This window comes from Sphingomonas sp. LH128 (assembly GCF_000293195.2).
Lineage (GTDB): Bacteria > Pseudomonadota > Alphaproteobacteria > Sphingomonadales > Sphingomonadaceae > Novosphingobium > Novosphingobium resinovorum_A.
This window is the reverse complement of the sequence record NZ_ALVC01000058.1, coordinates 1-21,197: the sequence shown is the minus strand read 5'-3', so window position 1 is coordinate 21,197 and position 21,197 is coordinate 1. Positions and strand designations below refer to the sequence as shown.

Annotated in this window: 20 protein-coding genes and 1 pseudogene; 5 read left to right on the top strand and 16 right to left on the bottom strand. The window is 60.2% G+C overall.

Features of this window, described 5'->3' with window-relative positions:
* A pseudogene (locus LH128_RS05635) lies at positions 1-321 on the bottom strand (IS6-like element IS6100 family transposase); the annotation flags it as partial.
* A 166-nt stretch (positions 322-487) separates the two neighbouring features.
* On the opposite strand from LH128_RS05635, the gene copM reads away from it, so the two are divergent.
* The 4 genes from copM to LH128_RS05615 all read left to right on the top strand — a co-directional run bounded on the left by copM (position 488) and on the right by LH128_RS05615 (position 5,257).
* Positions 488-856: a CopM family metallochaperone gene (gene copM / locus LH128_RS05630; RefSeq protein ID WP_008828623.1), complete on the top strand. Its 369-nt coding sequence runs from the start codon at positions 488-490 to the stop codon at positions 854-856.
* Complete coding sequence (locus LH128_RS05625; RefSeq protein ID WP_008828622.1) at positions 853-2,271, top strand: YncE family protein; 1,419 nt, start codon at positions 853-855, stop codon at positions 2,269-2,271. The genes copM and LH128_RS05625 overlap by 4 nt, the downstream gene beginning before the upstream one ends.
* A 1,943-nt stretch (positions 2,272-4,214) precedes the next feature.
* Positions 4,215-4,886 (top strand): ParA family protein, encoded by a 672-nt coding sequence (locus LH128_RS05620; RefSeq protein WP_008828620.1) that lies wholly within the window; start codon positions 4,215-4,217, stop codon positions 4,884-4,886.
* Positions 4,883-5,257: a hypothetical protein gene (locus tag LH128_RS05615; RefSeq protein WP_008828619.1), complete on the top strand. Its 375-nt coding sequence runs from the start codon at positions 4,883-4,885 to the stop codon at positions 5,255-5,257. The genes LH128_RS05620 and LH128_RS05615 overlap by 4 nt, the downstream gene beginning before the upstream one ends.
* 95 nt (positions 5,258-5,352) lie before the next feature.
* Here LH128_RS05615 and LH128_RS05610 read toward each other — a convergent pair whose 3' ends face one another.
* The 12 genes from LH128_RS05610 to LH128_RS33150 form a co-directional block, all read right to left on the bottom strand.
* Complete coding sequence (locus tag LH128_RS05610; protein WP_008828618.1) at positions 5,353-6,069, bottom strand: sigma factor-like helix-turn-helix DNA-binding protein; 717 nt, start codon at positions 6,067-6,069, stop codon at positions 5,353-5,355.
* Complete coding sequence (locus LH128_RS05605; protein ID WP_008828617.1) at positions 6,066-6,404, bottom strand: hypothetical protein; 339 nt, start codon at positions 6,402-6,404, stop codon at positions 6,066-6,068. The genes LH128_RS05610 and LH128_RS05605 overlap by 4 nt, the downstream gene beginning before the upstream one ends.
* 104 nt (positions 6,405-6,508) lie before the next feature.
* A complete protein-coding gene (locus tag LH128_RS33155) occupies positions 6,509-6,709 on the bottom strand; it encodes a DUF5818 domain-containing protein (protein ID WP_008828616.1) in 201 nt (66 codons plus the stop codon).
* Positions 6,702-6,971: a hypothetical protein gene (locus LH128_RS05600; protein WP_008828615.1), complete on the bottom strand. Its 270-nt coding sequence runs from the start codon at positions 6,969-6,971 to the stop codon at positions 6,702-6,704. Before LH128_RS05600 ends, LH128_RS33155 begins: the two co-directional genes overlap by 8 nt.
* Before the next feature lie 79 nt (positions 6,972-7,050).
* Positions 7,051-7,932 carry a CsgG/HfaB family protein gene (locus tag LH128_RS05595; RefSeq protein ID WP_327195068.1) on the bottom strand — a complete coding sequence of 294 codons (882 nt, stop codon included), beginning with the start codon at positions 7,930-7,932 and terminating at the stop codon, positions 7,051-7,053.
* Positions 7,933-8,024: 92 nt separating this feature from the next.
* Positions 8,025-9,149 (bottom strand): nuclease-related domain-containing protein, encoded by a 1,125-nt coding sequence (locus LH128_RS05590; protein ID WP_008828613.1) that lies wholly within the window; start codon positions 9,147-9,149, stop codon positions 8,025-8,027.
* A 19-nt stretch (positions 9,150-9,168) separates the two neighbouring features.
* Complete coding sequence (locus LH128_RS05585) at positions 9,169-9,822, bottom strand: hypothetical protein (RefSeq protein ID WP_008828612.1); 654 nt, start codon at positions 9,820-9,822, stop codon at positions 9,169-9,171.
* A 10-nt stretch (positions 9,823-9,832) separates the two neighbouring features.
* Positions 9,833-10,291 carry a hypothetical protein gene (locus LH128_RS05580; RefSeq protein ID WP_172704961.1) on the bottom strand — a complete coding sequence of 153 codons (459 nt, stop codon included), beginning with the start codon at positions 10,289-10,291 and terminating at the stop codon, positions 9,833-9,835.
* Between the two features lie 61 nt (positions 10,292-10,352).
* A complete protein-coding gene (locus tag LH128_RS31960; protein WP_008828610.1) occupies positions 10,353-10,760 on the bottom strand; it encodes a thermonuclease family protein in 408 nt (135 codons plus the stop codon).
* 133 nt (positions 10,761-10,893) lie between these two features.
* Positions 10,894-14,340, bottom strand: coding sequence for a MobF family relaxase (gene mobF, locus LH128_RS05575; RefSeq protein WP_008828609.1), 3,447 nt, complete (start codon positions 14,338-14,340; stop codon positions 10,894-10,896).
* Positions 14,341-14,343: 3 nt separating this feature from the next.
* Complete coding sequence (locus tag LH128_RS05570) at positions 14,344-16,785, bottom strand: type IV secretion system DNA-binding domain-containing protein (protein ID WP_008828608.1); 2,442 nt, start codon at positions 16,783-16,785, stop codon at positions 14,344-14,346.
* Positions 16,775-17,038, bottom strand: a complete 264-nt coding sequence (locus LH128_RS33150) for a hypothetical protein (RefSeq protein WP_172704960.1) — start codon at positions 17,036-17,038, stop codon at positions 16,775-16,777. The genes LH128_RS05570 and LH128_RS33150 overlap by 11 nt, the downstream gene beginning before the upstream one ends.
* A 531-nt stretch (positions 17,039-17,569) precedes the next feature.
* On the opposite strand from LH128_RS33150, the gene LH128_RS05565 reads away from it, so the two are divergent.
* A complete protein-coding gene (locus LH128_RS05565; RefSeq protein ID WP_008828607.1) occupies positions 17,570-17,842 on the top strand; it encodes a hypothetical protein in 273 nt (90 codons plus the stop codon).
* Between the two features lie 220 nt (positions 17,843-18,062).
* Here LH128_RS05565 and LH128_RS05560 read toward each other — a convergent pair whose 3' ends face one another.
* From LH128_RS05560 to LH128_RS05550, 3 genes are all read right to left on the bottom strand, one after another.
* Positions 18,063-18,368: a hypothetical protein gene (locus LH128_RS05560; protein WP_008828606.1), complete on the bottom strand. Its 306-nt coding sequence runs from the start codon at positions 18,366-18,368 to the stop codon at positions 18,063-18,065.
* A gap of 342 nt (positions 18,369-18,710) precedes the next feature.
* On the bottom strand, positions 18,711-19,289 hold the full coding sequence (locus tag LH128_RS05555; RefSeq protein ID WP_008828605.1) for a hypothetical protein: 579 nt from the start codon (positions 19,287-19,289) through the stop codon (positions 18,711-18,713).
* A gap of 532 nt (positions 19,290-19,821) precedes the next feature.
* On the bottom strand, positions 19,822-20,970 hold the full coding sequence (locus LH128_RS05550; protein WP_008828604.1) for a DUF2493 domain-containing protein: 1,149 nt from the start codon (positions 20,968-20,970) through the stop codon (positions 19,822-19,824).
* Positions 20,971-21,197: the final 227 nt, after the last annotated feature.

The following is a 21,197-nucleotide window of genomic DNA, read 5'->3' as shown; positions in this document are numbered from 1 at the left end:
CGGCGACAGGTAGAAATCGATCGTGTCGCCCCGCTTGTCGACTGCCCGGTACAGGTAGGTCCACTTGCCCCGCACCTTGACGTAGGTTTCATCCAGGCGCCAGCTCGGATCAAAGCCACGCCGCCAGAACCAGCGCAGCCGCTTCTCCATCTCCGGGGCGTAGCACTGGACCCAGCGATAGATCGTCGTATGGTCGACCGAAATGCCGCGTTCCGCCAGCATTTCCTCAAGGTCGCGATAGCTGATCGGATAGCGACAATACCAGCGCACCGCCCACAGGATCACATCACCCTGGAAATGGCGCCACTTGAAATCCGTCATCGTTCCGTCCGTCCAATCTCCGCCAAGCATGCTCAAGCTTCACGATTTTTGCAACAGAGCCGATGCTCTTTCTCCCGGCCTGCATGGCCGTGCTAGCAACGATTATCGGCATCATCGCTCGCGTGTCGTAAACAGGAAAACTAGGGACAGGACGATGAGATCACGCATGACCTTGCTGATGGCGATAGGCTTGTCCGTATCGACCGCTGCTATCGCGCAAACGGACGGCTTCGCGTCCGCGATGGATGCGGCGATGACGCGGATGCACGGCGCGATGATGACCGGCTATTCAAACGATCCCGATCGCGACTTCGCAAGGATGATGATCCCGCATCATCAAGGTGCGATCGACATGGCTGAGATCGAGCTGCGTTACGGCAAGGACGAACGCCTGCGCCGGCTTGCGCAAGGGATCATCGTCGAACAGCGTCAGGAAATCGCGGTGATGCAGGGCATCCTATCCGAAGGCGGCGCGTTGCCACGTCACACCGGACCGACCGCGACTGGTCACCCCCATCACGGAGACCGTCCATGAAGCGTTTCACCCTAACCGCCTGCACCGCCTTGTGCTTTTCAGGCCCTGCGTTTGCCCAGCAAGTGCCCAATGCGACCCCCGACATCCCTGTCAGCGCGCAGGACCGGTTCTACACGTCGGACCAGTTCTCCAACACCGTGTCGGTGATCGACCCATCAACCAACACGCTGCTCGGCGTCATCAAGCTCGGCGACCAGACCCCCGCCAACCTCAGCCCGCTCTACAAGGGGCAGCTGCTTGTCCACGGCATGGGCTTCTCGCCCGATCGTAAGACGCTGGCGGCGATCTCGATCGGTTCGAACTCGGTGACGTTCATCGATACCGCGACCAATGCCGTGAAGCACACGACCTATGTCGGGCGCTCGCCGCATGAGGCGTTTTTCCGCCCCGACGGTCGCGAAGTCTGGGTCGCGGTGCGCGGCGAGGATTATATCCAGGTGCTCGACGGCAAGACCTTCGCGCCGACCACGCGCATCCCCGTCCCCAACGGCCCCGGCATGACGATTTTCTCGCCGAACGGGAAATACGGCTATGTCTGTTCGAGCTTCTCACCCGAGACCGTGGTGATCGACACCGCCTCGAAGAAGATCGTCGGTCGCGTCAAGCAGGCAAGCCCGTTCTGCCCCGACATCGCCGCGACGCCCGACGGCAAGCAGGTCTGGCTGACGCTGAAGGACGTCGGCAAGGTCATGGTGTTCGACGCCAAGCCACCCTTCGCAGTGCTGAAGACGTTCGACACCGGCGCGATCACCAACCACGTCAACATCGCCCGCACCAAGGCCGGCCAGTTCGCCTATGTGACGGTCGGCACCGAGAATGTCGTGAAGGTGTTCCGCACCACCGACTTCGTGCAGGTCGCGAGCATCCCGGTCGGCGCGCTGCCGCACGGTCTGTGGCCGTCGGGCGACGGCTCGCGGATCTATGTCGGGCTGGAGAACGCCGACGCTGTTGCGGCGATCGACACCGCCAGCAACATCGTCATAGCGACGATTCCGATCGGTCAGGGGCCGCAAGGCGTGGCCTATGTTCCCGGCGCGGTGCCGGTAGGCGACGGCAGGGCAAACCTGATACCGCTCGCACAGGCCGGCATGAAGATCCAGCTAACCCTCGCTGGGACTGGCCGCAGCCAGGTCACGCTGTTCGATCAAGGCCAAGTCCAGATCCTGCAGGCGGCGGTTGCGGGCCTCAGCCCAAAGATGCCCTATGTCCTTGGGCTATCCTCCCGCGCTGATGGTGGCGGCGTGATCCAGCCTCTGGCAAAGTTCATGACTAATCCGGCGGGCGGCGCGATCGTCAACACGCTCGGACCGCTCCGCCAGATCGTCAGCGACGCGAAGGGCGACATGCGCCGGTACCTCGTCATTGCGTCAGGCGACCCGATAATGCCGGGCGCTGTCGTTCAGGTGCAGAAATGAGGGTTCAGGTGAACTCTGCGCCCCGCTGTCCGTGTCCGGTATCTTGGTCATGACGCCGGTATAGGTTGCCGCAGCGTCTTGAGGCTGTCGGAAAACACATGAAACTCAGGCAGTCACCGCGCCATTCCACGGTGATCCCCCCGCGCACGGCGTTGTGCGGTCATCTTGCCCGCCGGCTGTCCGGAAATCACTGTCGCATTGCAAAAGTGCGCGACAACCTCACGAAGGGGGTTTTCCGTCAGGAGACATTGGCGCCGATATGGTCGCCTACGGCAAGCGCGGACCTGGGGCGGCGCCTTTCATGTAATTGGCGTCAGCGTAAAGCTGCCGATCGGCTAGCTCCCAATTGCAGACGTTATCGAAGGTCAGCATTCCTCGGCTATGCCCATCACCCGTGGAAAAGCTGCAACCCGTCCCATCTGCTATAACCGTCCCAGGTATCGCTTCGGAGTTCCAACCTCGGATCAGACAGGCGCGCTTCCTCTATGGTGTGGTCCATTCTGCCAAAGTTACATGGCGCGCAGGTGATAACCATATTTTCGAGATCGCTTGATCCATCTCGCCCATTTGGCAAAACATGATCGAATTGCAGCCACATACATTGGAGGGCTGCATGTTGAGATGAATTTGTAGTCCCCCACGACACTGCCTCTGGGTAGAGCTTACAAATCAGCTTGCGAGTTTTCACGTCTACAACAGGTATTCCGCAAAAACGGCAGTGAAAGCCATCCCGAGCGATAAGTTCGGCACAGGTTGATTGCGTTGGCATCCGAGGAATTGGCCTGTCAGTTTTGACTAGCACGGGCGGAGGGTTGGCCACCGTGACGAACCCAAATCTTTGCCGCGCCCCTGCCCCCCACACCATTTCCGTGTAAGCACGCACCTCAACGTCGTTGGCCGCGGCCAATAGGCGGATCGCTTCTGCTCTGGCGCCACTTGCATGAGCCTGAGCTGCGGATTCCATCATCCGGGCAGCCCTATAAATCGCGGGGGCCGGATCAGCTAGGCAATGTCGAAACGGCATCGGCTTCTCATATGCACTCATCAATTAATCACATAGGTTCTGCGCGATAGTATCCGCTACGAAGGGAGGCTGGTGTTGTCATCAGGGCAGCATGACGATTAATCGGGCAACGCAGGTCCGGCCTTGACTAGCGTATAGGCGTCTACATCGATGTGAGCGATTACGTCATTCCCTGAGTAATCGTAGTTGGTCGGTAGGCAGTGTTCACCCTCCACGGTGAAGGAGATCACAGACCCTGGAACTACGCCCTTCTTGTAACTATCGGTAACAAACGTGATTTCAGAGCCTGGGCTGGGCACCACATCAGCTTGGACTGTGCCAATTAACGAACCGCTTAAATAGAATCGAAGCTCCGGCACAATTATACCCCATTCACGGATAGGCCGTCGACGCCGCCGGCCGCAGTGAACCAGAAGCGATGTGACGGTGATCTACCGCCTGTTATACCGGCAGCATCCCCTACTCAATGATTTGCTCGGGGATAGCGAAGTTATGCTTCAGGGCGCAGTGCGTGCGCGACTGGTAGCTTTCCACCCACATCGGCGATTCAATAATCCGGTCGGCCGGATACCGAGCGTCAGATCGTGACCAACAGCTGTAGCAGGGCAGTGTCACTTTTTTTCCTGCATCGGAGGGTGCGCTTTGGATACCCCCCTCCCCTCCCCTTCCCTGCTGTTTGTTCCGACACCCCAATACCATTCACTGTCGGATGTTCATCACTTAGCCGTCGTTTTCCCGCCATTGGGTATCGGTATCGGATACGTTTATTTAAGGTATACCTTTCCGATACCCATATTTTACAAATGCCAGATATACGCTATGGATTGACATTTGCGATCCGCATGCGCTAGGCGCTGACACCAATTGGATTATGCATGCTATATGCGTCAATTCGGTCACCAAGATGTAGGGTTTATATATGCCAGTGATCTCGATTATGACCACGAAAGGAGGCGCAGGGAAAACCACTGCCACACTTCTCCTAGGTACGGGTTTAGCTGAGCAAGGCGCAGACGTTTGCCTGATAGATGCCGATCCTAACCAACCGTTGGTCAGGTGGGCCGAGGAAGCGAACCTCCCATCAAATCTATCGGTTGTCGGAAGCGTGACCGAGGAAAACATCATTGAGACGATCGAGGAACAGTCGGCCAAGGTTAGTTTCGTCATAGTCGACCTTGAGGGATCTGCTAATCTATCAAGCGGCTACGCCATCAGTAGCAGCGACCTCATTTTGATCCCGCTGCAGGCATCTAAATTGGATGCAAACGAAGCTGCCAAAACGCTGAAATTCATTCTGAGGCAGTCGAAGACCACCAACAAGAACATTCCGGCTAGAGTGCTATGGAGCAGGGCGCCGGCAGCGTATCAGACACGAAGCGGTCGAGATATGGGTACGCAGTTCGAGGAGGCAGGAATATCGTTCCTAAACACCCGGGTCGTCGAACGAGAGGCCTTCAAAGGTGTAGTCAATTTCGGCGCTACGCTTGCTGATCTTACAGAAGATCAAGTTCCTGGCCTCGATAAGGCTCGTGTAAATGCTGCTGCATTTGTAACTGAAATTATTGAGGTATTGAGGGAGGCGCGCAAATGACTTCCGGAAAGATCAGCCTGGACCTGGATGAATTCAAGCCTCAGCCGGTCAAGATCGACGCGGATTCAAGGGCCCAGATAAAGGAAGCCTCCGATAACGCGGGATTCACCGGCCGCCATGCGGTCGCCAAGACTAAGCCCATATCTCAGCCCGTAAGCGAAGAGCAGGGCGAGGGGAGTGAGGTAAAGCGTCGCGGCCGAAAGAGGACGACGGGGCGGGATGTGCCTTTCACCGTTAAATTGCGTCGCGATACAAACAATCAGATTTATGATCTCGCCGACCAACTGGAATGTGCAGCAATCGCTGAGGTGATTGAAATGGCCTTGCAAGCGCTGACGGAAAAAATCGCACGGGGTGAGCCAATCCGTTGAATGCAAACTCGCGGCCGATAGGCACGGGCATATCATGAGGACGGAAGGGTTTAGTTGGGCTGCAGCTCCTTTCGCCACTTTCGAGGTTATGTCGGTTATCGCCTTTCCACCCACCATTCATAGGCAAACGCCATGGCGGGCATGGCTATGACGCCAGCAAGCAGCCCTACGAATCCACCATAATCGGCACCAGCTATGATAGCCCCGGCACCGACAGGCAGCACGAAAGCCCGCCCGGTGCCTATAAGTCCATCGACACAGCCTGCACGATGCACTGCGTCGGGTTCTTGTGTGGGACGGATCGGAGGCCTCGTCCGTGTCCCCATCGGCGCCGCGACCTTTGGAGCCTTGGGTTTTCGAGGTTTCGTAACCTTGCTCGTCTTCACCACAGCCACCGGCAATCCCCGGACGTTATTTAAGCGGTCCGCGAAGCGGCTATTACGAATCTCGAGGTCGGGCTGGCTCCAGCCCCGCGGCAGCGGATAGGCAGGGTCGGCTATCAGTTCCGGCTCAGCCGCATCGATATACTTTGCCGCTCTCCGCATGCGCCGTAGAGCTTCACGATGCATCATATCGATGCGGGTTCTCGTGATACCGAAGCTGTCTGCGATTTCCGCAGCACCGGTTTGCGGGACGCCGATACCGTAGCTGAGGCGGATCAACCGCTCCAGGCGAGGGGATAGGGTGCGTAACAAAGTGGTCACGAGTTGACGTCGCTCGAGGTCTTCGTGAGGGGAGGGGCCACCCTCAACAAGAGCCTCGGCTAACCCTGTGACAAGATCGCTGTCGAGAAGATCGGCCGAGCGAGTCATATGAGCAGGCCCACAATGGTAAGCATGAAGGCAAACGATCCCGCTACGATCTTACCAGAGGCCATGGCCTTGGCTGATCCTGCATAGCGTACTTGGCTCCATGTCCGGTCGATTCCGGAGACGATTCCGAGGGCGCCGTCGACGATCAGGATCGAGCCCATGACATAAAGCAGGATGGCGATGGCCTTGACCAAGCCGAGGAGGGACAGAGCACCGAGCGCGAACAGGGCTCCGATGGTGATCGTGGCGTAAGCCTGAAGTTTGGACGCAAGGTCGAAAAGGCCGAGGAGGCGCAAGGGGCTCATCCAAGGCAAGGGATAGCGCAGCAGGACCATCGGGCGGCGGCACTGACGGCATCCCTCAATAGGAGAACCGCGCCGCCACTCATGCACCGGATGGCCGCAGTATGGACATTTGGGAAAGTGTCGGGGACCGTGCATCAGTTTGTCACGGGCCCGAGGTAATCGATCTCGATTGCCGCTACGCCGCGCTTGCGACCGACGACGCGCACGAGGTTATCATCTTTGGCGATCGTGTCGATTTCGCCGATCAGCCGCCACCACATCCCATCCGTGTCCTTCAGCATGGGGCCGCGCTGCGAAGTCTCTATGGTGCCGGTAAGTCCTATCGTTTCACTCATTGCCTCGGTTCTCCATTGGATCGCTAGGCTTGCCATGAGAGGCATTAAAGCAGGCCATCTCGCAGTGGAGCATGGGTCGGCCGTGGCTGTGCAACCGCTTCCCGTTCATCATCACAGGCCGCGAAGCGAGCCGTTTGCAGCGGTTGTTGGAGCGATCAAGGAACCCACAGGGCATTGCCAACGGTTCTGCTGGCGTGATGGCGGTGTCCTCGATCGCGGCGTCTAGCGGCTCCTCGCCGAACAGATCCGACTGGGCGTTCATGATCCATGGCTCCAAGCTGGGGGGAAGGGCAGGGGGCTCATCCTCCTGTCATGTCCCCCCTTCCATTTCCTCTCCCCTCCTACTGCGCCGGTGTTCCAGGTGCCTGTGCGTTGCCGGTGGAGGCTGCTACAGGAGCCGCTACGGACGCAGCTGGAGCCGCAATACGGGCGGGGGCAGTCGACGCCGCGACAGGTGGCACAATGCGCCCCTGCGCGTCTCTGGCGAGCTTGCGGAAGGCGTCGAGCAACGCGAAGGACGTGATTTTGCCGATATCGGTGCTGGTGTAGCCGCCGCCAAGCGCACCGATACCTGAGCCCATCAGTGCGCCGCCGATGATCGATATGTCTTTTTTGCGGGCTGAGCCGGTAGCGACAGCTTTCTGCAGTCCGGTTTTCACCTCCACGAGTGTTAGCATCGTCTGGCTCTCCAGCTTCTTCGACTTGAAGCCAATCCCGCCTGGAAACATGGTGCCTAGCCCGCCACCGCTGCCGCCGGCATTGCCGTCAGAATAGAGAACGCGGGCGGTTAGCAGGTAATCTGCAGCCAGCAGTGTCGCTTGCGTATTGCCATTCGCGATGGTGCCACCAGCGGCAAGCGCGCGTTCGCGCTGAAGCGCATCAAAACCTTCGCCTCGATCGAGCACCTGGAAGCAATTGGACTGCGAGGTCAGCAGCTTCAGGAGCGGCAGTGGGTCGATCTTCTGCGAGCCCCCGCCATTCTGTGCCTCGGCCATGCGGATCATGGCGCGAAGCCCCGCAGGAATATCTTCCTCGCTCGGCGCGGCAGTGCGATCCTCGACCAGCGCAATGGTGCCGAGGGGAACATCGCAGCGGGGAACTTCTGAAGTTTCATCGATGCCGATACCACCTTTGCCCGTTTTCTGGGCAGTGGCAGGTGTAGCGGCCAGCGCTGCGAGTGTGAAAGCGAGGCCGGCGCTAAGGTGAGCAGCAGCGGTGAGCATGTGTCGCATAGCTAATTATCCCTGTTGAGCGTGAAGATTGGCCAGCTGAGGGCCTGAAGTTGCCCCTCCGGCTCCGGCTAATGAGTCGGTAATTAGGGCCGCGCGCACCTTTTCGGCAGCATCAGTTTCGCACAGCCAGTTGCGGTATTGTCGGTTCCATTGGCGTGACCGTCGCAAGCGGCAGCAAGCCGCGCCGCCGCTTCATCGTTGTCTGGTTCGGAAAGAAAGGCAACTCGGCCATCCCGTAAGAATTTCTGTGAAATTCCTGGCGATACCGTCTCCGGCTCGCTAGCTTTGCGGTGCTGCTTCCCCGACGGTGCTGGTGAGGGCGTTGCTTCGGGCTCGGACGTAGCAGGCGTGACGTCTGCGAAGGGCGGAGTTACACTGACCTTACTCAAATCGACCAGCATGGGCGCTGAATCGGGCGCAGTCTGTGTCGCCACGGCTATTTCGGAGGTTATGGCAACCGAAGTTGCCGCAGGGTCTTCCGGCATATTCTCCGGTGTGGGAGGAGCGATCCGCAGCCGTTCATGTATGGTTTTGTCGTCGGGAACGTGCGCCGCCACGATCTGAGCGCCGATGGCACGCAGTGAGCCTTGAGAGACGCCGGTGGAGAACAGTTTGCCTAGGGGTGAGATACCGCCGAACTGGTTCCATTCGGAGATTACGTTGTCCGCCTTGTAGACACTGAAGTCGGAAGTAACGGCCTTGCGATCGATATCGCAGCCGGGCGGCATGATGACAAAGACGCCGATCTGTTCAAAGGCCTTGTCATGCTGGTTGGCGCGCAGCCACTCGCGCAGGACTTCCCGCTGCCGGCGCACCTGGGCCAGAGGATTGGCAATCGACACAGGTCGTCTTCGCCCCTCGTACCAAACCATCCATTCGTCATGGGTATTGCGGGACAGGCGCCCGCCGAAATTCTTGACCTCGAAGATCGCGGCGGTCCGCGACAGGCGCGAAAGCACGATGTGATCGAATTGCGCGAACCCGCCGAGCCCATCGGGAATGCGCAGGTCATGGATCAGCGCATGATCGGGTAGGTTTTGGAATTTGCGGTCGAGAATGTGCGCCGTGTACTTCTCCCCATCCAGGCCCCTCCTTCTCGCAAGCGCAGCCTTGCGCACGCGATCGGGCAAGCGGACGAATGCCGGATCGCCAAGGAACTGGATCATTTCGGTGAGTTCGTCAGACTTGGTAGAGGGCTTGAGGATCATGGTGAATCGATCGTCCTGTTCAGTTGAGAGGGTTGGGTGATCGGAAGTCTGCACTGGTGCGAAGATTACCCCAGCGACTGCGGTGCAGGTCGATTACGCGGGTCCAGTGCGGGTCTATCCGCATGGGTGCGCTGACAGTCTGCGAGACTGTCGAAATTCCGAAATATCGTTGCGTCCCATGCCACTTGTCGCCTTCGACGATCCTGACACGGTAGGTCCCGGGCGGAACGGGCACGACAACGTCTGCATTGCGCCGTGCATAGACCGAGATCACATGCGCGGATGTGTGGGGGTCGTAGAGCTGGACCATGGCGTTGCCGTGTGCAGAGATAATGCGAAGCTGTGAGATCGCTGATTTGGGATCTACGGTCCGGTTGACGGTGACGCTGCCGGAGGTGGGGAAGGGCATCTCGGGATCGTTGTCAGGTAGCCACCCCGTTAGCTTGATGTCGCGCCAGGTCGGTATGGCGATGGCGATCAGTACGACCGCGCCTGCAATCGCCCATCCGATTTGGCCCGAAGATTTACGCCGCTTCGGCCGCCAGCGGTTCTTCTGATAATCAAAGCCTTGGTTTTTCGCGGCAAACCATGCTCCGTCCTGCTCGACGCGCGATTTGCGATCGTTCCAAAGGGTGCCCCCGAGACCCCGGCGCTTGCGGTAGCGCTCGCGCATGTAGTCGCGGTCACTTATTCCCATGGCCGCCTCTGGATGTCGCTTCGAAGCGATCCTCATGCTCTTGTAGCCATTTCGCGTCGCGTTGGATCTGTTCGGGATCGGTCGGTTCGATCGGCATGGTGGAGGCGATCAAGGCGATGAGACAGACAAAAGCGGCGCAGGGGATGAGCACGCCGAGCGCAACTTTCGCGCCATCGCGCCAGGTCGGCACGCGCATGGGGGTATGGGTGATGGTGGGGGTAGCGGTGGCTGCGGCCGTGGATGCGAGCGTCTCGAGGTCGGCTATGCACTCATCGAATGCCTTGACGCAGTCGGTGAGGGAGCGGCGCAGGGTAACGGGCATCTGTATCGTCTCTGGCTCGCGCAGGATGCCGTGTATCCGCCCCGAGATGCGGCGCAGGATGAGCGCATATTCGATCATAATATCGCGGGGGGTGAGTGGTGTGGGGGTTACATCCTCGCGCACGGAGTCCTCCTGTAAGAGCCGTTGAGGTGGAGAGGGGGGAGAGAACTGGTCAGCACGGCGATCATCTCACCGCCCTTGCTGCCGCGCGCGGGCACTCACGAGCTACCCGTGCGCCTTGATCCCACCGAGCAAAATAGGTGGCTTGCCCACCTTCGATCTGGTGGCACGAAAGGCTCCGACCCTGCGCGTAGACCATTGCAAGCGTGCGTCCATAAGGATCTGTGCCCACGCGCTCGATAGACAGAGGCCCGGTCATGATCCTTTGCAGCGAAGCCTTACTCGCGGCGGCCCGCTGCCGATCGCAGACCGCGCCAGGTTTGGGAACCGGCTTGCACCTGCTGTTGCCTGGATCATCAGGGGCGTCCACGCCAAGCAAGCGGATGCGCTCGCCATTGCATCTGATTGTGTCGCCATCCGTGACGGTGCAGCCTGCAAGCGCGGCCGCGGCGGCAATGAATATCAGAGGCATCAGATGATCCTTTCCAGCAAAGAATGGGATGGGGGGTAATCGCCGGGGAGGGCTGCTTTGATGGAGCGTGCATTCCGCAGGGAGACCCCGCCCGGCGCCAGTTCGACTGGTTCCGCTTGAAAGTGGGGTTTGATCATAGGTCGAGTCCCAGGTTCTTTTCTGGCAGCCCCGGAATCTGGCCGTCATCACGGCCAGGCATCGGCGGAATGCCGGTAAGATCATCAATACTAGTATCGACGATGCCGAGGCCATCGCCCTCGAGGTGATCCAGCAGCGCTTGCCTGAGCGGATCGACGTCGTCCTTGTCCCGCGTAGGGGCAGGGGGCTCACCAGCGCCGGGATCGTAGATCTGATCGGCACTGGCATCGAACGTGGAGTAGTCGGTTTCCGATGCTCCCATCGGCGGGAGGTCATCAAGATCCATTGAAACGGGTCCGGACATGCCGATCTGGTCCCGCTCGGCCTCACTATGCCCTCCCGCCGCGTTCTCGTTCCCTTTGCCATTCCCGTCATTTGCAGCGTCGCTGCCCTGTGAATCGGCCGCCGGGATAGGGGGTAGGTCGCGCAAATCATCCTTTGCATCGCCGCCAGGCAGGTTTGGCAAGCGATCGCCAGCATTCTCCCCCTCGATCGCATCAAACGCGGCCGTAAGTGCGGCGTTTGCAGCGTCCTGTTTCGCCTCGACACCATCAATGTTGATCTTCCCGATGCTTTCGAGCGCGGAGGTTTTGTCACCGGGGTTAGAGTTCAGGCGCCATTCCAGCTTCTCACGATCGTCAACGATCATGGTGAGGGCGTCTCGCACGCGGGTTACAAGGACGTTGAAAAGGCGCTGGTTGGACAGGTTGTGCTCGTAGGAGAGCATCACCCCGATCCCCTTGTCTGCGGTGACACCCTGCGCCATGTGCATATTGAGGGCATAGGCGAGGTCGATGCGGCTCAGCATGGGATCGCCACGCTCAAGCGTAACCTGTTCCTTGTTCGCCGTTTCGAAGGTGACGCCGCCGTCCGCGATCGAGACGATTTTGGCGAGCGCGGAATTGTCGAGGCCCCGGTCCTTGTCAGTCGCGGTCCAGCGGATTGTATCGCCTTCGTGGATCTTCAAGGTCTGGAGTGTGGTCAGTTCGAGGCGGTCGCGCCGGATCGCGGGATCGATGCGCTGAGGATCGAAGCGAATGTTGCGCCCGTTGGGACCGGTGATCTGGACCTTGCCGTTGTCGAAGATGCGGCTGACCTGGTATTGGCCGCGGCCGAGACCAACCTCTCGGACTTGGCCAGTAACGGTGAGCGTCTGGCCGACGGTATAGTGATGGGCATAGCGCAGCTGCTCACGCTCTTTGCTGACCCGGTCATGGACGGTGACATAGAGCCCGTCGCCCTTGAGCGTGCCTTCGCGCAGAAGCCCTTCCTGGATCGCGGTGTTGATCTCTGCGCGCGTCTCGCGGCCCGAGGCGAATACTGCGGTGGCGGTGCGCTCCTCTGCAGAAAGCGCCAGCCATGTATCGGCAGCCTCGGTCGCCGGTTCAGAATGCTCTGTGACATTGTCGCCAAGAACCTTCAGGGCAGCGCCGGCCCTGCCCGTGTTGGCGAGGGCGGCGACGGTGAGAAGCTGCTTGTTATCCGGGTTGATGCGCACGTTCTGCTCCATGCGCTCCATGGTGATACCGCCCGCCTGCACCATGGCGAAGGACTTACCCCAATCGATCGAGGAGAGCTGTTGGCGGTCGCCGACGAAGGCCATCGTTTCAATGCCCAGAGCCTCGGAGATGCGCATCAGCTTGAGCATATCCTCGCTCGAGACCATTGAGGTTTCGTCGACGACGACGATCGTGCCAGCCAGTTCATCGCGCCGTGCCTGGGCTCCCGGGCTGCTCGGATCGCTGAGATATTTCTCGTTCTGCCAGACGAATGACGCGATCGTCTGCGCTGATACCCCGGCCTTTTCCATGTCTTCGGCCGAAAGGTGCTTGGGCACCATGCCTTCGCGCATGTCCCCGACCATCTTGTTCTGGAAGGCGAGGCCGAGAACTTGTTTACCCTCGTCCCGTGCAACGGCGGCGACAGTCTGGAGCATGGTGGATTTACCGGCGCCGGCGACGCCCTGGACGACAACGTAACGATCGTCGCTCGAAACGATCATGGTTGCGGCCGCAAGCTGGCCCGAGTTCAGTTCTCGCGGTGAAGCGGCCTCCTGAAGCCTGGATGGCGCACTGGCGGCATCGACGATCGAGGTTCCCTTGCCTTTGCCAGCGTCAACGTGATCGAGAATGGATTGCTCGACTTTCAATGCCTCGGGCGTGGTGACAGCATCGACCATCTGGCCCTTGTGCTGGATTTGACCAGAAACGAGATCGCCATTTTTGATCAGTCGGTCGATGCGCGCTTCGACGTTGTCGATCGTGACGCCCTTGAGGCCAAGATCGAGAGCCGTCTTGGATACTTGATGGATCTGGAAGGCGGCTTCCCGCTGGCTGAGAATGCGGACGGCCGAAGCGACCGCGAGTTGGGCACGAGCATCGCCAGGAGAGCCTGCCAGACGCGCAATGCCAGCATCGACCAGTGGTTCAGGGGATCGCAAGAGCCCGGATACAAATTCGCGCGCCGTGTTCACCACCTCGAGCATGGCCTTGTAACCGCGCACTGCGAGGTTTTCCGGCTGCTCGCGAGAGGCCCGCAACGCAGCGGCGAGGACGTCCTTCCCGTCAAATCCGAGTGCTGCAGCGCGCTCAATCCAGCCTTTGACCATGCCTTCGCGATCTTCAACATTCAGTTTTGCATCGCGCGTGTTGACGGTGACGCTGTCGCGTCCTTTTGGCGAGACGATCCCAAGCTGCTCGGACTTGATCAGGATTTCTTCCCGCCGTGTGCTGTTGGCGTCGATGACATCCTTGGGGACACCGACGATCTCGAAGGTGCCGTGCTTGCCGTCCAATTGAACTTTGTAGCCCAACTCCTCCATACGGGTCCGCAGGAAGGCGTGCTGGATCGAGCCGATAACGGTGTTGTTGGACCAGATCTTGTCGGCGTGAAGCGCCTGCCATTTGCCGTCCGGCATGCGCGTCATGTTGGCGACGATGGAATGGATGTGCAGTTGCGGATCGAGGGCCCGGCTCGTGTCGTGCTGGAAGAGGGCGTAGACCAGATTGCCGGTTTGAACGGCCGTCGTCTTGCCATCGACGGTCTTGCGACCTTCGGCGAGGTTTTTCTCGACCCATGCCATCGTATCCTTGACCGACTGCGCGAATGCGCCGTCAGGTCCAAGGATGCGCTTGTCACCGGCTATGTAGGCCATGATCGAGACTGATTTTGGAGCTGAGAATGTCAGGTCGTAACCTGGCCTCCGGTTTTCCTTTGCCTCGATCTGCTCGCCAGTGGGCGTCTCGCCCAACAGAACCTTTTCAAACGCTTCTCGTGTGACAGCGGACCCTTCGGCGATGGGACTGTCAGAGAGGCCGCCGCCGCCCCATTGACTGACCTCTCCCGCCTGCTCGCTGGTGTAGTATTCGCCTGCGACGAAATCGTCGTTGGTGAAATACTTTGCGGCGCCACCAGCGGAGCGAACGGATGCAATGGAATGCATCGATCAGTCTCCGATACCCATATCTGAATCGCCCAGATCGGGATGATCGTGACTATGGTCTTTTCCGTCCCCCGTGCCGAAACCGTCACGCGCTTCACGGACGCCTAGATCTTCCTCGGCGGGATCTCTATTTTCTCCTCTTGCCTGGGCAGCGGCATCCTTATCGGAGGATCGAGAGGAGATTTCTTGTGCCTCTCGTCTGGCCGTGGAGTCCATTGGCCGGGCATTCACCCGCTCTGGAGTATCGAGACCATTATGATCGACGGTACTGTCCTGTGCAGCTTCGCCTTTGCCGGTCCCGGATTGCGTTGCACCGGGGTCCATACGGTCAAGTGCTTCACGAGCGTTGGGATCGCGGCCTTCTTGCTCTTCACGTTCCTGCTCTGAGGGCTGTGAAAGGATATTGGAGGCGAGTGCGATTGGATTATCCCGCGCGGCCACCTCCTCTTCGCTGAGCGCGATGTTTTCCCCACGCCCACCGTCATCTCCACCCTTCGGCTTTCCCCCACCTCCGCGAACCTTGCCGTCCGGATCGTCCGGCTTTGACGGTGGCCGGCGCATGAAGCCCTCGGCAACCTTGGCGTAGTGCTGCCACTCCAGCTGGATGCGCGCTGCCGGGAATCCGTCCGGGAATTTCACGAAGCCATGCATGGAGGGCAGGTTCATGATGTCATCGGGAATGACGAGCGGTTCGATCTGCTTGCGCGGTGTCAGCGTCGATGCGTCTCGGGTGGAATTGTAGCCATAGGAATAGCCTTCATCCATCTGGCGGATTTCGCGATTGCCGATGTAGCGGGCGCACTGCTCGGCGGTGTCCAAATCAGCGGCAGCGAGCATCAGCTTTGTACGTGCAAGCGACGACAGGTTGCGGGCGTTTTCTTCCCCGTAGACCTGCACCAGTTTGTCGAAGGAGTGCAGGCCAAGGATCATGGCTCCGCCAAAGTTACGGGCCGTCTGGAGGCCGTTCTCGATGGCGGGCAAGCGGTGAAGCGCGCCCAGCTCGTCGAACATGAACCAGGTCCGCAAAGAACGGGTGTGCGGCATGGTCATGAGCGAGTGAATGGCAAGGTTCGACCACAGGGTCAGGAGGGCCTTGTTCATCTCGAGGTCGGTGTAGGTGCAGGTGATGAAGAGGATCGATCCGGGCTTCTTCTCGCCGGTGATCCACTTCTTGATCGAGTATGGCTCGCCCTCGTCGGGAAGGAACCGTAGCGCCTGCGCATTGGTGTTGAAGACGGCGCGGATCGATTCCGCCATACGGGCGGCTTCCGGGGCAGTGAGCGGATCAGCGATCGTCTTCTGAAGATGACGGTGGACCTGCTTGAGATCGGCTGTCATCAGGTTGTCGGCGAGCGCCTGATTGGAGGTCTGTCCTTTCTCAATGAGCTTCATGCACATCTCGATGAAAAGGGTGCGCGCGGCGAGGGCCCAAAAAGGCTCCGACGATCCGCCGTCGGAGGGGATCAGCGCCGCTGCGGCAGCGGTGAACTCGCTGTAGGTCGAGCAGTCATTGAAGATCGACCATGACGGGCAGCGCACGTCCATGGGATTGAGGATCGTGTCGCGCTCGGGGTCGTAGAATGCCTCGACGTATGCGCCGGTAAGATCGAAGACCACAGCGGTATCCTGACGTTCGCGCATCTGCGCCAGGTGCTTCCGAAGGACAGTGGTTTTGCCGGTGCCGGTGGTGCCCAGCAGCATCGTGTGGGATTGCTCGAGGCGGTGCGGGTAGGGGATACCAGCTAGGTAGTAGGGATGGTGGATGCCGGCAGCCTTGCGGGCATCGAAAGGCATCTTGAGAACAGCTTTGGGCTTCTTGCCGGGGAAGAGGTCTTTGGCCTCCTCAACGAACTTCATCTGGTTGTGCTGGCTGATCTCCCTGTAGAGCAGATCCCGATCGACGAGCATGGCGCCGCGCTCGTGCCGTTCTTCCATGATCGAGCCGCCTCGCCGCCGCGAGAAGTCGACATACCAGATCGAAGCCGGGATGGTCGCAAATGACGCGATCAGGATCGAACCGATGACGCCGCGAACTGCCTTATGCCAGGCGAGGGCGACCTCTGGGACATAGGGCACGTACCCCATGAAGGTGTGGCGCACGGTATGGTCTGGGAGTTGCAGGTTGGCCTGCTTCATCGGATCGAGCGCGCACCAGTCCCACAGCCACGACAGCATGCGCATGCAGATGAGCTGGAAATTGTTCTCGTCGAGGGTGAACGAGAGGATCGTGAAATAGGACAGGGCGAAGATGCCCAGCCACATGAGGAAGGGCATCTTCGCGCCCTGCAGCCACATGATGACCTGGGTGTTGAGCAGCTGGCTCCCGCGCACGAAATTGCCATTGTTGCGAGGCGTGTCGCCGCGCGCGGAATGATGTTTCAGGGGCCTCGGTGAACCGTCGCTGCGGATGTCTTTGCGGTCTTTGCCGCGTTTCTTACGCGCCATGATACCGCTCCATGCGCCGGTTCGTTTCGTCGATGACGAGTTGACGATGTTCGGGGTGCTCTTCGCGCAAAAGCGTATCGACTGCGGCTTGAGTATACTCGGCCAGTCTGGCTATGCGATGGTGGCTTTCAGAGAGAGCCTCGATGCCCTCTAAGTGCTGCTTAATAATCTCGCGCAGAACATCTGAAGGCGTACATTTACGGGCAGCAGCCATCCTCTTGAGATGGTTATACTGGTCCGGGTCGAAGCGCATGCTTCGCTGCAGAGCTGATTTAATCAATCCAACCTCCTAGCAGGGAGGCTGGCGGGACTACGAAAAGCAGGATGGCGCTACCAGAAGAGCCGTAGAATAGCAAGACCCAATGGGTTGATTTAATTACGTAAGTCTGTCTGGGTCTGTGCTAAGTACCCGTAATAAATAACGAAAATATGAGCAAACCCATTGGGTCGCTAAGCGGGTCTGTATGGGTCTTTATTATATTTAGCTATAGGCCTTTGATTTATCGTAATAATCCTGCAACCACGTTGCGTAGGGTGTGCCTATTGAGCTGTCTTATCGTCCGTGTAGCCTCGTTGTGTTCTGATCCTCGTCTGGTCCGGGCTTGCCTCCGGTTTCCGGGGGGCAAAGGTCCGCCATGAGGCGGAAGTGTCCGAAGGGGAAGGGCGCTTTGCGCTGGGCGAATGGGGTCGCAAGTGCATGGATCATCCGTGTGTGAAGGGCGCGATTTCGCAGTCGTATCGTAGGGGAGTACGACACGGGTTTTCCGGTGCGCCAGGTCCGGTTATGGTGGCGCTGTTCAGAGCCGATCAGCCTGACCAGAAGGTAATGAAAATGGCGAAGTCACTGGACGCAGAAATGGCCGCGATCGAGGCCGAGGAACGTAAGCTGTCGGAGCGTCGCAAGGCGCATCAACAGAAGGTGCGGGAGGCGGCGATCGGGACGGTCGAGAAGGCGGGGCTTTTCAAGCTCCCGCATGATCGACTGGAGCGGATCATGAAGGCGGTGAAGACGCTGGGCGTGGACGAGGTGGAGAAGCGGCTTCAGGCGTCAGCCTGAGCCGTTCCGGCACCGAACAAACGACCGATGGCCGCGCGGATGGGCTTGCCCATTCGGGCGGCCATTCCTTTAGAGGCGGGCCCCGGCGATGCGTAGCCTTGGCCGTCAGGCCAAGGCGAGCGAGCCGGGGGCAGACGCGGCAGCGATCTGGACGGCATCAGACAAAAAAAGGGAAGCGCGGCCCTGTGGGGCTGCGCCTCCCGTGCGTGGCGGTTTGGGCTTACCAGTTGAGCGGGTTATCCAGGTAGGCTTCTCCGAGCTTGTCGGCCGTGTGGCTAATCAGGTGGTGAAGCTCGTACATCCGGCAATGAAGGCAGTCTGCGTAGTCCTGAGCGATCTCGCGATCGTCGCTCGTCATGGCGGTCCAATCGATCATTTCGAGGTAGTTATCGCGCCGCTCGCAGATGCGGTTCGAGTGATCCAATTCGGCTTCGAGCGAGGCGATTTCGCGCTCGAGCCGGATTTCCTCCGGCGATTTGGCGATGAACTGCAGCGTGTTATCGGGGAGGGTAACTGACGTGCTCATAATGCTCACTCCTTAGTCAAAACGACAGTTACGGTCGGACCTTCGGGGCGCGGTCGGGTCAGGGACGCGAAAGGCGAGCCTTTCGCGCCGCGAAGCGGCGGTGGGGGTCACGATTTTCTTTGGCGGCCACTTCGCTGTGATCGGAGCAGCGAGATCGATCCGCCGAAGAAAATGGTGGGGCCCCGCCGTCCTTGACGCGGCCGCGCGCCGGAGGTCACAATGGGAAGACTGTGTGGTGATTTTACCTATCGGCGTGGCGCGGGCGGCGATGCGTAGCCCTGGCCGTCAGGCCAAGGCGAGCGAGGCGACGCCGCGCCGACAGATGGAGTGCTTTGCCGGGCTCTATGACCAAACCATGCGAAGGGCGCAGCTTGGCGAGGTGATTGCGGCCATCTGGTTGAGTGCCGGCAGGTATCGGGCAAGGCCCGGCTCGGCATCGAGCCGGCTTGCCATGACCGGATCGGCAAGGCTGCCGCGCAGCTGCTCGATGCTGATCGTGCCGCAGCTGTCGACGTCAAGTCCGAGCATGGCAAGGATGGCGTAGGCGTTCGAGTTTGAGACCTCCATCTCGGGCGCGGCATCGGGGTTCTGCGAGAGCGACACCATGATGTCGGGCTCGTCATCGCGGCGTGCGATGCGGAGGCGACGGCCAAGGAATTGGGCCGTCTCGATGAGGGCGATCGCGTCGACGTCGAAGGTGAAGTGACGCGCGATCATGGCGATCGGCAGCATGGCGGTGCGGGCCTCCCACGCGAAGACCTGCTCGTCGAGCGAGCCATAGTCGTGGATGATGAGATCGTGGCCGTAGCGTTCGCCGTATTCGGCGAGCGTTTCACGCAGGGCGCCCATCTGCAGGGGGTCGATCATAACGGGGCGCAGGTTGTCGGGTTCGGCGTCATCCTTGATGCGGAACGTGATCATCGGGAACCTCCTTCGTTAAACTCGCCTCGTCTCTCCCTCTCTCCTCCAGTGCCGATCCGGTGACGGATCGGGGTCGCCGAAGGTGGCATTTGGGAAAAGGGCGAAATGACACCCGAAGGGTAGGGCAGGGTGGTCCCGATGGTCCTGATCGGGGAGCCGCGGCGCTGGCAGACCGGCGCGGATCTGTGTTCATGCTCGCGGCAGCAGCGCGCTCCGGGTTCGATGCCCGGCGCGCGCTCCCCCGCCCTCGATTTCTTGGGGCCAGGTCGAGCGGCGCGGGGCCGATCGTCATGCTTGCGGCAGCTCCTTACCGGAGGGGGGAAGGTCGCCGCGCGCGCCGTCGCCAGCGAGCCCCGGCGGGGGCGATGTTGGCGGCGGCGCGCGCGGCGGCCTGGCGTGGGGGGAACCGTAGGGTTTCCCCCACCTAGCACGACGTGGACGACAAAGGGCCAGCGCCGGGGACTGCCCCGATGCTGGCCCAATGCTCCTGCCAAGGAAAGGGTAGGGGCGGCGCTGGTCCGCCCCTGTTATCTCATCCCCATTGCTGCCGCTTGGCGTCGGCGGGCATGGGGGCTTGTGCGTCATAGCGGAAGGCGTGGGTGGGAACGCCTGCGTCCTTCAGTTCGTCCAGCAAGTGCGACTGAATGCCGGTGCCTTGGCAAATGATCGCTTCGACGGGCCGGAGGCTGACAAGCTGGTCATTGCGCTTGAAACCGGCGCTCTTGCCAAATCGCTGCGGGTTCGGGGCAAAGGTGACAATCGGCACGCCAGCTTGTGCGGCCCAAGCTGCGGCGATGGCGTCGCATCCCTTGCGCTGGCCTGTGGTGCAAAGGGTCATGCTCGGGATGCGGACCTTGATCTGGTCGAGGCGGGCGTAAAGCTGCTGATAGTCGTGCCATTCCTGACCGCCGGAAAAGATGACAAGCGGGCCGGTGGGGTTGCGCTTCTCGCGCATGGCGGTTGCGCGGGCTTTCAGGAAATCGGCCGATGCGATCTGGCTTGCGGTGGTGACGCTGGAAACCCTCGATCCGCGCGCGGTGCTCCAAGGGCGGCCGGTCTGCGAACGGTAGCAGTTGGCGGCATAGTCGCGCATGCATTCAATGGCGGCGCGCTGCTCCATCTTGGTTCGGGCGCGAAGCTGCAAATCCTCCATCTCGGTTGCATAGATTTCGCTGCGGTCGTCCTGCTCGATCCGGTCTTTAAGGTCGCGGCAAAGCGTGTCCTCCTCGCGGGCCAGCTTCTCGGCTTCGTAGTGAAACGAATTGACGATGCCCCATGCGATGGCTTGCGCGCTTGGCTCAAGGCGGGTGTCGCGGAAAAGGTCAAAGATGGTGTTGATGATGGCATGGCATTCTGCCTGCGCCTCGGCGGGCTCGGGCATGTCCAGTTCCTGCGCCTCGCCCCCCATGTCGAGGATGGAAAGCGCCGTCACGTCGCCGAATGCTTCGGTGAAGCTGTCGAGCACGGAATCTTGCGCGATCATGTCGGCAATCTCTGCCTCACGGGCCAGCGCTGCCAGCTCGTCGGGCGTGGCTGCGGTTCCGGCTTCATCCTCGCCGCGCATGGTGTCGGCAATCGCCTTGTCGAGATACTGCTTGCGCAGTTCGGCGGGCGTGGTGCCGATGGCCTTTGCGAGGTCGGCAAAGCTGCTATAGCTGCGGTTGTTCGTTTCCTTGGTCATGATAACTCATCCTTGGCAGGGGATAGCGAATAGGGTCGGGAGAGGGGTTCCAGCCCTCTCCCTTCCCGTCGGGGGGATCAGAACTCGGGGACGAAATCCTCGTCGGTCTGCGTGATCCGGCCATCTTCGGTGGCGTTGCCTTCACCGAAACTGTCGTCACGCTGGCGGCGGCGGGTCTGGCGGGTGCCGTCCATGTTCTGGCGCATGGGGGCCGGACGGTTCCAGAC

Bases quoted from the DNA above. Each gene is read 5' to 3' on its own strand.
- mobF (WP_008828609.1), bottom strand. From the start codon at position 14,340: ATGCATTCCATTGCATCCGTTCGCTCCGCTGGTGGCGCCGCAAAGTAT.
- LH128_RS05585 (WP_008828612.1), bottom strand. From the start codon at position 9,822: ATGCGCGAGCGCTACCGCAAGCGCCGGGGTCTCGGGGGCACCCTTTGG.
- LH128_RS05555 (WP_008828605.1), bottom strand. From the start codon at position 19,289: ATGATCACGTTCCGCATCAAGGATGACGCCGAACCCGACAACCTGCGC.
- LH128_RS05605 (WP_008828617.1), bottom strand. From the start codon at position 6,404: ATGGTCCTGCTGCGCTATCCCTTGCCTTGGATGAGCCCCTTGCGCCTC.
- LH128_RS05615 (WP_008828619.1), top strand. From the start codon at position 4,883: ATGACTTCCGGAAAGATCAGCCTGGACCTGGATGAATTCAAGCCTCAG.
- LH128_RS33150 (WP_172704960.1), bottom strand. From the start codon at position 17,038: ATGCGCTTCGACCCGGACCAGTATAACCATCTCAAGAGGATGGCTGCT.
- LH128_RS05570 (WP_008828608.1), bottom strand. From the start codon at position 16,785: ATGGCGCGTAAGAAACGCGGCAAAGACCGCAAAGACATCCGCAGCGAC.
- LH128_RS05625 (WP_008828622.1), top strand. From the start codon at position 853: ATGAAGCGTTTCACCCTAACCGCCTGCACCGCCTTGTGCTTTTCAGGC.
- LH128_RS05610 (WP_008828618.1), bottom strand. From the start codon at position 6,069: ATGACTCGCTCGGCCGATCTTCTCGACAGCGATCTTGTCACAGGGTTA.
- LH128_RS05560 (WP_008828606.1), bottom strand. From the start codon at position 18,368: ATGAGCACGTCAGTTACCCTCCCCGATAACACGCTGCAGTTCATCGCC.
- LH128_RS05550 (WP_008828604.1), bottom strand. From the start codon at position 20,970: ATGACCAAGGAAACGAACAACCGCAGCTATAGCAGCTTTGCCGACCTC.
- copM (WP_008828623.1), top strand. From the start codon at position 488: ATGACCTTGCTGATGGCGATAGGCTTGTCCGTATCGACCGCTGCTATC.
- LH128_RS05595 (WP_327195068.1), bottom strand. From the start codon at position 7,932: ATGCTCACCGCTGCTGCTCACCTTAGCGCCGGCCTCGCTTTCACACTC.
- LH128_RS05565 (WP_008828607.1), top strand. From the start codon at position 17,570: ATGGTGGCGCTGTTCAGAGCCGATCAGCCTGACCAGAAGGTAATGAAA.
- LH128_RS05620 (WP_008828620.1), top strand. From the start codon at position 4,215: ATGCCAGTGATCTCGATTATGACCACGAAAGGAGGCGCAGGGAAAACC.
- LH128_RS05590 (WP_008828613.1), bottom strand. From the start codon at position 9,149: ATGATCCTCAAGCCCTCTACCAAGTCTGACGAACTCACCGAAATGATC.
- LH128_RS33155 (WP_008828616.1), bottom strand. From the start codon at position 6,709: ATGAGTGAAACGATAGGACTTACCGGCACCATAGAGACTTCGCAGCGC.
- LH128_RS05600 (WP_008828615.1), bottom strand. From the start codon at position 6,971: ATGAACGCCCAGTCGGATCTGTTCGGCGAGGAGCCGCTAGACGCCGCG.
- LH128_RS31960 (WP_008828610.1), bottom strand. From the start codon at position 10,760: ATGCCTCTGATATTCATTGCCGCCGCGGCCGCGCTTGCAGGCTGCACC.